The organism is Klebsiella sp. PK18 (genome assembly GCF_057784655.1).
In genome coordinates this window covers 311,774-326,037 of sequence record NZ_CM173493.1, presented here as the reverse complement: position 1 = coordinate 326,037, position 14,264 = coordinate 311,774, and the positions used below count along the sequence as shown (strand labels likewise).

General features: G+C 59.6%; 14 protein-coding genes. 7 read left to right on the top strand and 7 right to left on the bottom strand.

The genetic code is table 11. The features are described 5' to 3' along the window. The first annotated feature begins 59 nt into the window (after positions 1-59). A complete protein-coding gene (pdxR, locus tag AC3EMD_RS01520; protein ID WP_302073903.1) occupies positions 60-1,583 on the top strand; it encodes a MocR-like pyridoxine biosynthesis transcription factor PdxR in 1,524 nt (507 codons plus the stop codon). Positions 1,584-1,635: 52 nt separating this feature from the next. Here pdxR and rpoH read toward each other — a convergent pair whose 3' ends face one another. From rpoH to ftsY, 4 genes are all read right to left on the bottom strand, one after another. Next, positions 1,636-2,490, bottom strand: coding sequence for an RNA polymerase sigma factor RpoH (gene rpoH, locus AC3EMD_RS01515; protein WP_002920815.1), 855 nt, complete (start codon positions 2,488-2,490; stop codon positions 1,636-1,638). Between the two features lie 269 nt (positions 2,491-2,759). Next, positions 2,760-3,815: a permease-like cell division protein FtsX gene (ftsX, locus tag AC3EMD_RS01510; protein ID WP_008806965.1), complete on the bottom strand. Its 1,056-nt coding sequence runs from the start codon at positions 3,813-3,815 to the stop codon at positions 2,760-2,762. After that, positions 3,808-4,476 (bottom strand): cell division ATP-binding protein FtsE, encoded by a 669-nt coding sequence (gene ftsE, locus AC3EMD_RS01505; RefSeq protein WP_008806964.1) that lies wholly within the window; start codon positions 4,474-4,476, stop codon positions 3,808-3,810. Before ftsE ends, ftsX begins: the two co-directional genes overlap by 8 nt. Before the next feature lie 2 nt (positions 4,477-4,478). Continuing rightward, positions 4,479-6,002 carry a signal recognition particle-docking protein FtsY gene (gene ftsY, locus AC3EMD_RS01500; protein WP_302073902.1) on the bottom strand — a complete coding sequence of 508 codons (1,524 nt, stop codon included), beginning with the start codon at positions 6,000-6,002 and terminating at the stop codon, positions 4,479-4,481. A gap of 183 nt (positions 6,003-6,185) precedes the next feature. Between ftsY and rsmD the strand changes: the two genes are divergently transcribed. After that, complete coding sequence (gene rsmD, locus AC3EMD_RS01495) at positions 6,186-6,782, top strand: 16S rRNA (guanine(966)-N(2))-methyltransferase (RefSeq protein WP_002920820.1); 597 nt, start codon at positions 6,186-6,188, stop codon at positions 6,780-6,782. Further along, on the top strand, positions 6,772-7,047 hold the full coding sequence (locus AC3EMD_RS01490) for a DUF1145 family protein (RefSeq protein ID WP_002920822.1): 276 nt from the start codon (positions 6,772-6,774) through the stop codon (positions 7,045-7,047). Before rsmD ends, AC3EMD_RS01490 begins: the two co-directional genes overlap by 11 nt. A gap of 13 nt (positions 7,048-7,060) precedes the next feature. Here the strand turns inward: AC3EMD_RS01490 and AC3EMD_RS01485 are convergent, their stop codons facing one another. Beyond that, a complete protein-coding gene (locus AC3EMD_RS01485; RefSeq protein WP_004173989.1) occupies positions 7,061-7,411 on the bottom strand; it encodes a DUF2500 domain-containing protein in 351 nt (116 codons plus the stop codon). A gap of 150 nt (positions 7,412-7,561) precedes the next feature. Between AC3EMD_RS01485 and AC3EMD_RS01480 the strand changes: the two genes are divergently transcribed. Further along, positions 7,562-8,188, top strand: coding sequence for a lysoplasmalogenase (locus AC3EMD_RS01480; RefSeq protein WP_302073901.1), 627 nt, complete (start codon positions 7,562-7,564; stop codon positions 8,186-8,188). 78 nt (positions 8,189-8,266) lie between these two features. Continuing rightward, on the top strand, positions 8,267-10,477 hold the full coding sequence (gene zntA, locus AC3EMD_RS01475) for a Zn(II)/Cd(II)/Pb(II) translocating P-type ATPase ZntA (RefSeq protein WP_302073900.1): 2,211 nt from the start codon (positions 8,267-8,269) through the stop codon (positions 10,475-10,477). Positions 10,478-11,015: 538 nt separating this feature from the next. On the opposite strand, the gene tusA is transcribed toward zntA, so the two are convergent. Beyond that, positions 11,016-11,261: a sulfurtransferase TusA gene (gene tusA, locus AC3EMD_RS01470; RefSeq protein ID WP_002920858.1), complete on the bottom strand. Its 246-nt coding sequence runs from the start codon at positions 11,259-11,261 to the stop codon at positions 11,016-11,018. Between the two features lie 206 nt (positions 11,262-11,467). Between tusA and AC3EMD_RS01465 the strand changes: the two genes are divergently transcribed. Then, positions 11,468-12,133: a 7-cyano-7-deazaguanine/7-aminomethyl-7-deazaguanine transporter gene (locus tag AC3EMD_RS01465; RefSeq protein WP_008806961.1), complete on the top strand. Its 666-nt coding sequence runs from the start codon at positions 11,468-11,470 to the stop codon at positions 12,131-12,133. 73 nt (positions 12,134-12,206) lie between these two features. Next, complete coding sequence (locus tag AC3EMD_RS01460) at positions 12,207-12,764, top strand: DcrB family lipoprotein (protein WP_012540380.1); 558 nt, start codon at positions 12,207-12,209, stop codon at positions 12,762-12,764. Here AC3EMD_RS01460 and AC3EMD_RS01455 read toward each other — a convergent pair whose 3' ends face one another. After that, positions 12,765-13,985 carry an MFS transporter gene (locus AC3EMD_RS01455; RefSeq protein ID WP_302073899.1) on the bottom strand — a complete coding sequence of 407 codons (1,221 nt, stop codon included), beginning with the start codon at positions 13,983-13,985 and terminating at the stop codon, positions 12,765-12,767. Positions 13,986-14,264: the final 279 nt, after the last annotated feature.

The window sequence follows — 14,264 nt, the reverse complement described above, 5'->3', positions numbered from 1 at the left end:
ATTTACACAGGAGTTGGCCCTATAATCGAGTACCAATTTAGAATATCTGAGGGATCCAATTGCGTTCGCTGGTGGGTGACCTGGTGCTGGTCCGTCTGCAGGAAGAGCGGGATCCTCTTCTGCACAAACGCTTATATAACGCGCTGCGCCGCGCGATCCTCGATGGTTCGCTGGCGCCGCAAAGCCGCCTGCCGCCGTCGCGCGATCTGGCGGGTGAACTCGGCGTATCAAGAAACACCATATTAACAACTTATGAACAATTACTGGCGGAAGGATATGTGGTTTCCCGCCGGGGAAGTGGAACATTCGTTGCCCAAACCGCCCCTGAAAGCTCATTGACGGCTAAAGGTCAGCAAGAAAACAGCAGTATCGCGGCACCGACGGTGCATCTTTCACGCCGAGGCCAACATCTGCTCGGCCAGGTCAGCGCCAGCCCGCGCCAGTGGGGGGCGTTTATACCCGGCGTGCCGGACGTTAACGCCTTTCCCCACCCGCTGTTCAGTAAGATCCAGGCCCGTATCAGCCGTCGGCCCAAGCCGGAGCGGCTCAGCTATAGCTGCAACGGTGGCACCCCGGAACTGCAGCAGGCGCTGGTGGATTATCTGCGCGTGTCGCGCGGCGTCCACTGTCAGGCAGATCAAATTCTTATCACCGAGGGGATCCACCAGGCGATCGATCTGGTCACCCGCATGCTGTGTGATAACGGCGATCTGGCGTGGGTGGAGGAGCCTTCCTATTGGGGGATCCGCCACGTGCTGGCGATGAACGACGTTCGGGTGGAACCCCTGACCGTCGATGCCAACGGCCTGTGCCCGCCGGAAACGGTTGACGACGCGCCGAGGCTCATCTTCGTTACGCCTTCCCACCAGTACCCGCTGGGCGCGGTGATGAGCCTTGAGCGCCGCCAGCGACTGCTGGCGCTCGCCCGTCAGCAGGGGAGCTGGATCGTCGAAGATGATTATGACAGTGAGTTTCGCTTTTCCGGCCAGCCGATCCCCGCCCTGCAGGGTCTGGTCCCCGATGCCCCGGTGGTCTATATCGGCACCTTCAGCAAAACGCTCTATCCCGGCCTGCGCCTGGGCTACGTGGTGCTCCCCCGTCCGCTGGTCAGCGATCTGAAGCACGCCCATGCCGAGCTTTACCGCGGCGGCCATTCGCTGATCCAGATGGCGCTGGCGGAGTTTATTACCGCCGGCCACTATTCGGCCCATATCCGCCGTATGCGGTTGCTCTACAGCCGTCGCCGCGCCTTTTTAACTGAGCTTATCCAGCGGTACTGTATGCCGTACGCCCTGTCTGACTTCAGCGATAATGCCGGTCTGCATTTGATCCTCAATTTGCCCGCAGAGGCTGACGATGTGGCGATTGCCAAAGAGGCTAATGCGCGCCACATTCTGGTGCGGCCACTGTCGCGCTACTACCTGACGGCGGCGCGGAAGAAAGGATTACTGATGGGATTCGCCAGCCAGCCCGAAGAGCAGATGGCGCCGGCGTTCAGCGTCTTACTCGGCAGCCTGCAGACGCACTGCCCGCAGATGCTCCTGCCCCGGGAGGACGCAGAAAAACAAAACGCCCCAACCTGAGGCGGGGCGTTATCGGGGAGCCTGATATCAGGTATCAGGCAGGCGTGGCGTATCAGGCTTCGATAGCGGCACGCAGTTTTTTCATGGCGTTCTTTTCCAGCTGACGCACACGCTCTGCGGAGACGCCGTAGCGGTCGGCCAGTTCCTGCAGCGTGGACTTGTTGTCTTCGTCCAGCCAGCGGGCGCGGATGATGTCCTGGCTACGCTCGTCCAGGCCCTGCATCGCGTCAGTCAGCTTATTCGCCGCCTGCTCTTCCCAGTTGTCGTCTTCGATGCCGTCGGCAAAGTTAGACGTTTTGTCCTGCAGATAAAGGACCGGCGCCATCGGCTGGCTGTCGGACTCATCGTCGGAAGACATGTCGAAGGTCATGTCCTGGGCCGCCATACGGGATTCCATCTCGCGGACGTCTTTGCTCGACACGCCCAGCTCACGGGCCACCATTTCCACTTCATCCTGGTTGAACCAACCCAGACGCTGTTTGGTTTTACGCAGGTTAAAGAACAGCTTACGCTGTGCTTTGGTGGTAGCGACCTTCACAATACGCCAGTTACGCAGCACGTATTCGTGAATTTCAGCTTTAATCCAGTGCACGGCGAAGGAGACCAGGCGCACACCCACTTCCGGGTTGAAGCGACGCACGGCTTTCATCAGGCCGATATTGCCTTCCTGGATCAGATCCGCCTGCGGCAGGCCATAGCCCGAGTAGTTACGAGCAATGTGAACAACAAAGCGCAGGTGAGACAGAATCAGCTTTTTAGCTGCTTCCAGATCGCCCTGGTAATGCAGCTTTTCAGCAAGCTCCCGCTCTTCATCAGCCGACAGCATCGGCCAAGTGTTAGCGGCCCGGATGTACGATTCCAGGTTACCAACGGGGGCTAAAGCTAAAGTTTGCATTTCTTTGGTCATTCAAATCCTCTCAATTGATATCTTCTGACGCGTTCTTGTCCCCATCAGGCAACAAGCATGCCAGCATTCATGAGCAACGAGAATATCACTCAGATTAGTATCAGACAGTGATTTTATCCACAAGTTCCATGCAACGGTGTGAATAAATTACGCACAAAATGTGACACCACGATGAACAAGTGAGGGCAGGAAAAGGAGAACAAGCTTGCGGTATCTTTCCCTGCGAACAGGAACTCATTGCAGCAGGGAAAGATTATATCACGCTTTTTTTAATCGGGAGTAAAGTGACGTAAATGTTGCACTGTCGCCAGCCAGGCGGCGACCCACCCGATCATCGAGCAGACAATCAGCATCAACAGGCACTCGTCGAAGCCCAGGCCGCTCAGCTCAAACTGGGTGCCGAACACTTTCGCCACTTCGGTCACTGCCGACGAGAGGCGCATCACCAGAATCTCCGACAGGATCAGCGATAAAAACGCGCCGGAGAAGCCCAGCATCGCTCCGCCGTAGAGGAACGGACGCAGGATAAAGCCGTCGGTGGCGCCGATCAGCTTCTGCACGTTAATGGTATCGCGGCGGGCAAAGATGCTCAGGCGCACGCTGTTGCCGATCACCAGGAACACCGCCGCCACCATCAGCACGCCGATCATCGCCGACACGCGGCCTACCAGCCCGGTAAGCGAGGAGAGACGGGCAAACCAGCTGTCGTCCATCCGCACCTCATCCACCCCCTGGATCCGCGATACCCGCTCGCGCAGGGTATTGAGCGCTTCCGTGCTCTGGAAATCCAGCTTCGGCACCACGATGGCGACCGCTGGCAGCGGGTTCTCTTCCAGCATATCCAGTGCGCCGCCAAAGCCTGACCAGTTACGGAATTCACCCAGCGCCTCGTCACGGGACAAATAGTTTACCTTGTCGACGCCCTGCTCCGCCTGCAGCTGGCCCACCACCCGCGCCGCGGCGTCGTCATCCAGCGTTTTTTCCAGATAAACGGTGATCTGCGGCGATGGATAATACTGTGACGCCGCGCTGCTGACGTTTTTGTAGACCATGTAGCAGACGCTTGGCAGGGTCAACGAAATGGCGATGACCATCACCGTCAGGAAGGTCGCCAGCGGCGTACTTTTGAGATCCTGCAACGCGCCGTGCCAGGCATAGCGCACCTGTTCGTTGAACACGTTACTCTTACGCGAGGCCGGGTTAGGCGCCGCTTTCGGCCGTTTTGGCGCATTGCGCCCGCCGCCGCTGCCGCCCGCCGCGTTGCGCAGGCGATCGAACTTACTGCCGAACTGGCGAATCTGGTTCATTGCGTCGCGCTTATTCACCCCGAATGCCTCCATGCAGATGGCCGTCGCTGAGCGACAGCACGCGGTACGGACGACTGGAGATAAGCCCCAGATCGTGCGTCGCCATCAGTACCGTCACCCCAACGCGGTTAAACTCTTCAAACAGACGTAAAATCCCCTCCGAGAGCGCCTCGTCGAGGTTACCGGTCGGTTCATCCGCCAGCAGCACCGCCGGCTTGTTGACCACCGCGCGGGCTATACCGACGCGCTGCTGCTCACCGCCGGAGAGCTGAATCGGAAAGTTCTTCGCTTTGTCCAGCAGGCCGACCTTGTCCAGCGCCGCCGAGACGCGGCGACGAATGTCATCGCCGCTGGCGCCGGCGATAATCAGCGGGATCGCCACGTTGTCATACACGGTACGATCCATCAGCAAATGGTGGTCCTGGAAAATCATGCCGATCTGGCGGCGCAGGAACGGCACCTCACGGCTCTTCAGGCGGCTGATTTCATGACCGCTGAAGAAAATTTTCCCGGCGCTGGGCCGTTCGATACCACAGATAAGCTTCAGCAGGGTACTCTTCCCTGCGCCGGAATGGCCGGTCAGAAACGCCATCTCGCCCGGCTGCAGGTGGAAGGTCACCCCCTGCAGCGCTTGTCTCCCACCGAGATAGGCTTTGCTGACTTGTTCAAAGCGAATCATTCTTAATCCTCTCGGGCAAAAAGTGCCTCAATAAAGTCGCCCGCATTAAACGGACGCAGATCCTCAATACGCTCGCCGACGCCAATATAGCGAATCGGAATGCCGAACTGATCGGCCACCGAGAAGATCACGCCGCCTTTGGCGGTGCCGTCCAGCTTGGTCAGGGTGATCCCGGTCAATCCTACCGCCTCATGGAACAGTTTGGCCTGGCTAATGGCATTCTGCCCGGTGCTGGCGTCAATAGTTAACATCACCTCATGCGGCGCGTCGACGTCCAGTTTTTTCATCACCCGGACAATCTTCTTCAGCTCTTCCATCAGGTGCGATTTATTCTGCAGACGCCCGGCGGTGTCGGCAATCAGTACGTCAACATGGCGCGCCTTCGCCGCCTGAATGGCGTCGAAAATCACCGAGGCGGAGTCCGCGCCGGTATGCTGGGCGATCACCGGGATATTGTTACGCTGACCCCAGACCTGCAGCTGTTCCACCGCCGCCGCGCGGAAGGTATCCCCCGCCGCCAGCATCACCGATTTACCCTGCTGCTCAAACTGACGCGCCAGCTTGCCGATGGTGGTGGTTTTCCCCACCCCGTTTACGCCGACCATCAAAATAACAAATGGCGTTTTGCCTTCTACGTTCAGCGGCTCATCCACTTTGGCGAGAATCTCGCCCATCTCTTCTTTCAGCAGGCCGTACAGCGCTTCCGCATCGCGCAGTTGCTTACGGCTGGCGCCTTCCGTCAGGTTGGTAATGATCTTGCGAGTGGTTTCCACCCCGACGTCGGCGATCAGCAGTTGCTCTTCCAGCTCTTCAAATAGATCATCGTCGATCTTCTTGCCGCGGAACAGGCTGATAAATCCGGAACCAAGATTTTCTTTGGTTTTCAGAAGGCTACGCTTGAGGCGGGCGAAAAAGCCTTCTTTCGTCGGTTTTTCCTGCTCCTGAGCCAGCGCTTCCACCGGCGCCTCGTCCTCGGGCTCCGGCACCACGACCGCCGCCTCTTCGGCCGCCTCGGCCGCCAGCGCCAGTGCTTCCAGCTCTTCATCGCTTAACGGGGCGTCCTCTTCAGGGACATCCGTCTCCTGCGGCTCGGCGATAACGTCTGCCACAGGCTGCTCTGCTACGGCTTCCGCCACCACCGGTTCGGCGATCACCTCTTCCGCCAGCGGCTCAACCACCGCAGGCTGTTCAGACGGTTCGCTGACCGCGGGCTCCGGTTCAACAACAGGCGCTTCATCGGTCAGAGCAGGCGTTTCCACCCACTCTTTTTCCTGCACGCTGGCAGGCTCCGCGAGGTGCGCTTTTTCGCTTTCGACCACCGTCTCGGTCACTTCGACGACATCTTCGGCAAACGCCTCCGGGTCTGCTTTCGGCGCGCTCGGCTCAGCAGGGGTTTCCGCTACCGGCGTCTCATCGGCAACTGCTTGTTGTTCTTCTACTTTTTGTTCAGTCTCGGTTTCCTGTGCCTGTTCTTTCTGTCCAAAGCCCAGCCAGGAAAAGAAGCCACGTTTTTTCTCTTTTGCCATTTGCGACCACACTCCTCGCTGTTTTATTCATGGCGCAGCTTCATCAGAAGCTGAAAAAATGATGAAATTAGTCGGATAGTCTATCACTTAACTTAACTCGCAGCACCGCCCCCGGATTAAGGTTTCGTCAACCGCCGTCGATCGCTAGAATAGCAGGCCGGAAGTTGAGACTTGAGCAGAGAGATGAAAAAACCAAACCACGCGGGCAGCGGCCAGATCCGCATTATCGGTGGGCAATGGCGCGGCCGTAAATTACCGGTGCCGGAGAGCCCGGGCCTGCGGCCGACCACCGACCGGGTTCGCGAAACCCTTTTTAACTGGCTGGCGCCGTCCATCGTTGACGCGCACTGCCTCGACTGCTTTGCCGGCAGCGGCGCGCTGGGGCTGGAGGCGCTGTCCCGCTATGCGGCCAGCACCACGCTACTGGAGATGGAGCGCGGCGTAGCCCAGCAGTTGCAAAAAAATCTCGCCACCCTGAAAGCGGATCGCGGCAAGGTGATCACCACCAACACCCTCAGCTTCCTGAGCCAGCCGGGGACACCGCACCAGATCGTGTTCGTCGACCCGCCGTTCCGTCAGGGGCTGCTGGAGGAGACGCTACGTCTGCTGGAGACACAAGGATGGCTGGCCGATGAGGCCCTGGTGTATGTCGAAAGCGAAGTCGAAAACGGTTTACCGCCGGTGCCAGCTAACTGGCAGCTGTATCGTGAAAAAGTGGCCGGACAGGTCGCCTACCGTCTTTACCAACGTGAGGCCCAAGGAGAGCACCATGCTGATTAATTTAGGCCGCCTGCTGATGCTGTGCGTCTGGGCCTTTCTGTTATTGAACCTGTTTCAGCCCTTCCCGAAGCCGCTGAATATCTTCGTCAACGTCGCGCTGATTTTCATGATCCTGATGCACGGGCTGCAGTTGACGCTGCTCAAGGCGACGCAGCCGAAAGAGGCGCCGCCGCTGAGCCGCTTTGAGCAAATCCGCATTTTTATCTTCGGCGTGTTTGAGCTCGTCGCCTGGCAGAAAAAACTGAAGGCGACGCTGAAAAAGTAGTCCTGAAAAGGGCTCAGGGATCGGGAGTAAACGCCACGAACGCTGTGCCCTTATAACTCAACATCCCGCGATCGCCCACGCTCAGCGCATGATATTGCGGCGCGTCGAGGCGAAACACCACCTCCAGCCCACCGTTTTCGGGGCGAAAGCTCGCTTCATAGCGCATCTCACTGCCTGCGGGCGTCACCGTCTGCTGCCGCGAGCGCCGATCGTTAATCACTTTTTCCCGTTTATTGCTGACGATAACCCGCTTTTGTAGCAACGGCGCGGCGTCATTCGCCTGTTTCTCACGGCGCTGCTGGACATAGCGAAACGAAGCCGCCACCACAATCACCGCGACGACCAGAACAAAAAAGAGGGGCATTTTACTCATCAAGGTAACCCATAAAAAATATCAGGAATCAGCATACTGCGTCGGGAATAACATTGTCATCTGCTACGCCAAACCACTACACTGAGTTGTAGCATCACGCATCCGTAACTTTCTTTATGATAACAGATACAGGGACTTACTATGCTTTGGTCATTTATTGCTGTCTGTTTCTCCGCATGGCTTTATGTCGATGCATCCTATCGTGGGCCGGCCTGGCGACGTTGGGTATTTAAACCTGTCACCCTGATTCTGTTGCTGTTACTGGCCTGGCAGGCGCCGATGTTCAATGCCATCAGCTATCTGGTGCTGGCCGGCCTGTGCGCCTCGCTGCTCGGCGACGCCCTGACCCTGCTGCCGCGCCAGCGGGTGATGTACGCGGTGGGCGCTTTCTTCCTGTCACATCTGCTGTATACCATCTGGTTCGCCAGCCAGCTGACGCTGTCGTTCTTCTGGCCGCTGCCGCTGGTGCTGCTGGTATTCGGCGCCCTGCTGATGGCGGTGATCTGGAGTCGGCTGGAAGAGATGAAAATGCCGGTGCTGACCTTTATTGGAATAACGCTGGTGATGGTCTGGCTGGCCGGTGAGCTGTGGTTTGCCCGCCCCACCAACACCGCGCTGTCCGGTTTCGCCGGCGCGGCCCTGCTGCTGCTGAGCAATGCCGTGTGGCTGGTGAGCCACTATCGTCGCCGCTTCCGCGCCGATAACGCCATTGCCGCTGCGTTCTACTTTGCCGGCCACTTCCTGATCGTGCGCGCGCTATACCTGTAATTTAGTCCTTGACTCTGGAGTCGACTCCAGAGTGTATCCTACGGCTAATGAGAAAATTATCATTTCCCGGAGGGTGCCATGTCGACTCCAGACGCGCAGGATAAAAAAGTCCCACAATTCTCGTCATTCACCATGCGGCCAGCGACCGCGCCGGCGGAGAGCTGCTGTACAGATCACGCCTGCGCCACAGAATCCGCCCCTGCCGCCGAAGCGCTCGACGACGCCCGCTATAGCTGGCAGGTTGACGGCATGGACTGCGCCGCCTGCGCCCGCAAGGTGGAAACCGCGGTTCGCCAGGTGCCCGGCGTCAGTCAGGTCCAGGTGCTGTTCGCCACAGAAAAGCTGCTGGTTAACGCCGAGGGCGATATCCGCGCTCAGGTTGAGAACGCGGTCCGCCAGGCGGGCTATACGCTGCGCGATGCCGATGCTCCCGCAGCAGAGAAAACCCGAGGGTCGCTGCTGCGCGACAATCTGCCGTTACTGACGCTGTTTATCATGATGGCCCTGAGCTGGGGGCTGGAGCAGGCCAACCACCCCGCCGGTCAGTTGGCCTTTGTTGCTACCACCCTGGTCGGCCTGTGGCCGGTTGCTCGCCAGGCGCTGCGCCTGATCAAGAGCGGGAGCTGGTTTGCCATTGAAACGCTGATGAGCGTCGCCGCCATCGGGGCGCTGTTTATCGGCGCCACTGCGGAAGCGGCGATGGTCCTGCTGCTGTTCCTGATCGGCGAGCGTCTCGAAGGCTGGGCCGCCAGCCGCGCACGGCAGGGGGTGAGCGCGCTGATGGCGCTGAAGCCCGACACCGCCATCCGTCTGCGCAACGGTGTGCGGGAAACCGTCGCCCAGCGCGACCTGCGTCCCGGAGATGTGATTGAAGTGGCCGCCGGCGGGCGTCTGCCGGCGGATGGCCAGCTGCTGTCGCCGTTTGCCAGCTTTGATGAAAGCGCCCTGACCGGCGAGTCGGTGCCGGTGGAGCGTCAGGCCGGGGAACGAGTCGCGGCGGGCGCCACCAGCGTCGATCGCCTGGTGCAGCTTACCGTGATATCCGAACCGGGCGACAGCGCCATCGACCGCATCCTGAAGCTGATTGAAGAGGCAGAGGAACGTCGGGCGCCAATCGAGCGTTTTATCGATCGCTTCAGCCGGATCTACACCCCGGCCATTATGGTCGTAGCTTTGTTGGTCGCCATTGTCCCACCGCTGTTCTTCGCCAGCGCCTGGCTGCCGTGGATTTATAAAGGGCTGACGCTGCTGCTGATCGGCTGTCCGTGCGCGCTGGTCATCTCCACGCCGGCGGCCATCACCTCCGGCCTGGCGGTCGCCGCCCGCCGCGGGGCGCTAATCAAAGGCGGCGCGGCGCTGGAACAGCTGGGCCAGGTGCGGCAGGTGGCGTTCGATAAAACCGGCACCCTGACCGTCGGCCAGCCGCAGGTGACTTCGGTGATCGCCACGGCTGAGTTTGACGACAACGCGCTGCTGGCGCTGGCGGCGGCGGTGGAGCAAGGCTCCAGCCACCCGCTGGCGCAGGCCATCGTCCGTGAAGCACAGCGGCGTCAGCTGAGTATTCCGCTTGCCAGCGGCCAGCGGGCTCTGGCGGGCTCTGGTATCGAAGCCGAGGTGAACGGCAGCCGCATCTTGATCTGCGCCGCCAGCAAAGCCGCCCCGGCAGAGCATGAGGCGCAGATCCAGCAGCTGGAAAGCGCCGGGCAAACGGTAGTGCTGGTGATGCGCGGCGAGACGCTGCTCGGTATTCTGGCGCTGCGCGACACCCTGCGCGACGACGCGCGTCAGGCGGTGGATGCCTTGCATCAGTTGGGGGTTCAGGGGGTGATCCTTACCGGGGATAACCCGCGCGCCGCGGCAGCCATCGCCAGCGAACTGGGGCTGGAATTCCGCGCCGGTCTGCTGCCGGCGGACAAAGTGAAAGCCGTCATGGCGCTGAATGCCGATGCGCCGCTGGCGATGGTCGGGGACGGCATCAACGACGCCCCGGCGATGAAAGCGGCCACCATCGGCATCGCCATGGGCAGCGGCACCGATGTGGCGCTGGAGACGGCCGACGCCGCGCTGACCCATAACCGTCTGACCGGCCTGGCGCAGATGATTTCCCTGGCGCGCGCCACCCATGCCAATATTCGCCAGAACATCGCGATTGCCTTAGGGCTGAAGGGGATTTTCCTCGTCACCACCCTGCTCGGCCTGACCGGCCTGTGGCTGGCGGTGCTGGCGGATACCGGCGCCACCGTGCTGGTAACGGCTAACGCGCTGCGGTTATTGCGTAAGAAGTTGTAGCATAGATACCGGCTTCCCTGCTCGCGCTACGCTTAGCAGGGCTACGGTTCCAGACCGTCGGGTAGCCCGGATAAGGCGCTACGCGCCGCCATCCGGGGTATTCCCTGCTCGCGCTGCGCTTAGCAGGGCTACGGTTCCGGACCGTCGGGTAGCCCGGATAAGGCGCTACGCGCCGCCATCCGGGATATTCCCTGCTCGCGCTACGCTTAGCAGGGCTACGATTCCGGACCGTCGGGTAGCCCGGATAAGGCGCTACGCGCCGCCATCCGGAGTATTCCCTGCTCGCGCTGCGCTTAGCAGGGCTACGGTTCCGGACCGTCGGGTAGCCCGGACAAGGCGCTACGCGCCGCCATCCGGGATATTCCCTGCTCGCGCTACGCTTAGCAGGGCTACAATTCCGGACCGTCGGGTAGCCCGGATAAGGCGCTACGCGCCGCCATCCGGGGTATTCCCTGCTCGCGCTGCGCTTAGCAGGGCTACGGTTCCGGACCGTCGGGTAGCCCGGATAAGGCGCTACGCGCCGCTATCCGGGAAAAGCTCAGTGGCTTTTGCGGATCAGATAGCGGTACGGCAGGGCTTCGGTTTCCTGGGCCACCAGCTCATGCTCCATAAAGCGGCAGAATCCCGGGATATCGCGGGTGGTGGCCGGATCGTCAGCAATAATCAGCAGCGTCTCGCCGACCGGCATCGTCCGCACGGTTTTACGCACCATCATGACCGGCTCCGGGCAGCGGAGCCCCAGGGCATCCAGGGTATGGTCAGGAGTGGAGAAAAGTTCGCTCATTTTAGTCTCACGTTAACAAAACGGCCCTAGTTTACCCCCAGTTCGCCAGTACGCAAGCCAGGTTAACGTTTGCGCGAAAAACAACCATTGCATTACGCCGACAACGCAGTATCATGCAGCCGTTTTTTATTGGGTTCCCTCACCCCAACGTTCCGCTGCCGATTGCTCATTCACCTGAAGCATGACGGGCATAAAAAGGTCACAATATGAATCCGTTTACTACCGTACAGCGCAAAAAAGCGCTCGTCTGGCTTTCGCTATTTCATCTGCTGGTCATCACCTCCAGCAACTATCTGGTTCAGCTGCCGATCTCCATTTTTGGTTTCCATACCACCTGGGGCGCGTTTAGTTTTCCGTTTATCTTTCTCGCCACCGATCTGACGGTACGCATTTTTGGCGCACCGCTGGCGCGACGCATCATTTTCGCGGTGATGGTCCCGGCGCTGGTTATCTCTTACGGCATCTCTGCGCTGTTCTACATGGGCGAGTGGCAGGGCTTTGCCGCGCTGGGCACCTTTAATCTCTTCGTCGCGCGCATCGCCATCGCCAGCTTTATGGCCTATGCGCTGGGGCAGATCCTCGACGTCCACGTCTTCAACCGCCTGCGGCAGAGTCGCCACTGGTGGCTGGCCCCCACCGCCTCGACGCTGTTCGGCAACATCAGCGATACCGTCGCGTTCTTCTTTATCGCTTTCTGGCGCAGCCCGGACCCGTTTATGGCCGCCCACTGGGGGGAAATCGCCCTCGTCGACTACAGCTTTAAAGTGCTTATCAGCATTATTTTCTTCCTGCCGATGTACGGCGTGCTGTTAAATATGCTGTTGAAAAGACTGGCGGATAAATCTGATTTGTCGGCATTACAGCCGAGTTAAAGGTACTCGCGGGCCGATGTGTTAAGATAGCCGGATGAGCCATTAGTGGCCGTTTATCGAAAGGAAGATGTCAATGCGCAATTTGGTTAAATATGTCGGTATTGGCCTGCTGGTAATGGGGCTTGCCGCCTGCGATAACAGCGATTCAAAAGCGCCAACCGTTGGCGCAGCAGCGGAGAGCAATGCCAGCGGCCAGGCAATCAGCCTGCTGGATGGCAAACTGAGCTTCACCCTGCCTGCGGGCATGGCCGACCAGAGCGGCAAACTGGGTACCCAGGCGAACAACATGCACGTCTACTCTGACGCTACCGGCCAGAAAGCGGTCATCGTCATCGTCGGCGACAGCACCAATGAAGATCTGGCGGTACTGGCGAAACGACTGGAAGATCAGCAGCGTAGCCGCGACCCGCAGCTGCAGGTGGTGAGCAACAAATCGCTGGAGATGAAAGGCCATACCCTGCAGCAGCTGGACAGCATCATCTCTGCCAAGGGGCAGACCGCCTGGTCTTCAGTGATCCTCGGCAAAGTGGATGACAAACTGCTGACCCTGCAGGTGACCCTGCCGGCGGACAACCAGCAGCAGGCGCAGACCGAAGCAGAAAGCATCATCAACACCCTCACCATCCAGTAATTACTGGCCTGGTGCTATGGCCTCCGGTTCGCTAACCGGGGGCCGTTTTTTTAGCCGCCAGCCCAACAGCAGCGCCGCCATCACCAGCCCAGCCGCGGCGAGATAAATCATCGAGATCCCGGTCCACGCCATCAACAATCCGGCCAGCGGCCCGGTGACCCCCAACGACAAATCCATAAACACGGTATAGGTCGCCAGCGCCGACCCCTGATTGTGCTGCGGCACCGCTTTGACCGCCACCACCCCCAGCGCCGGGAAGACCAGCGAGAACCCCGCCCCGGTAAGGAAGGTACCGATTTTCGCCAGCAACGGCGTATCGGCAAAGCCGACCAGCAGTAGTCCGATAATCTCCACGCTAAAGCAGAGCATCGCCACGTTCAGTCCACCGAGGCGATTAATGCCGTTAGGAAACAGCAGCCGCGTGCCAACGAACGCGCAGCTGAATAACGTCAGAGCGAAAGCCGCGCCGTCCCAGCCTTTGGCGTCATAAAACAGCGTGATAAAGGTGGCGATCACCCCGAAGCCGGCGGAGGCCAGCGCCAGCGCCATGCCGTAGGGCCAGACGCGGCCAAGCACCGCGCGAAACGACATCGCTTTACCTTTGGTAGCCTTCACCGCCGCGCGGGGCAGCGCACAGAGGATCGCCACCAGCGCCACCGTCATAATGACTACCGCCAGGCCGCAGAGGCCAATGTGTGAATAGCACAGCACGCCGAGCGGCGCGCCCATCGCCATCGCCCCGTAGGTCACAATCCCGTTCCACGAGATCACCCGCCCGATATGCAGCGAACCGACCACACCGACGCCCCACAGCGTCGAGCCAGTGCCGGCGAAGCTCTGGCCGATACCAAGGATCACCCGTCCGAGGCATAACAGCAGCAGGCTAACCAGAGGCCAGCCGCTGCTCCAGGCCGCCAACAGATAGCTCAAACCGCTCAAAAAACAGCCACAGAGACCGAAGACGACAATCTTTTTAGGCCCCAGCAGGTCGGCGTAACGCCCGGCATGCGGGCGGCTGAGCAGCGTGGCGAAATATTGCAGACTAATCACCAGCCCGGCCCAGAAAGCGCTAAAGCTCATGACATCATGCACATAGCCGGGCAGCACCGCCAGCGGCAGGCCGATGGTGAGATAACTGGCAAAGTTAAAGATAACGACAGAGACAATCCGCAGATTGAGGCGCAGTCCATTGAGCGCCGGTTCGGCGACGGATTCGGGCATCAGGTTCCACCAGAGTTCTACAACATAGAACCACTATTACCACGACCTCCGTTGAAAAGCAGCCTTCCGATAGTAATAGCCGGACCGGCGGCTTCGCCATGCCCATCACCGCAAATTCCCCAACGATTAGTCGGCTTTACTCAATTGAAATGTATACATGCATATTAATGATTGTCGCTATTGCCTGGTCAGTATTAAATTACATATACTTCACCGCTGCCCTGATAGCGCCTTATTGTTTATCAGAATCTTAATATTTCAATAACATTGGAGTATCCA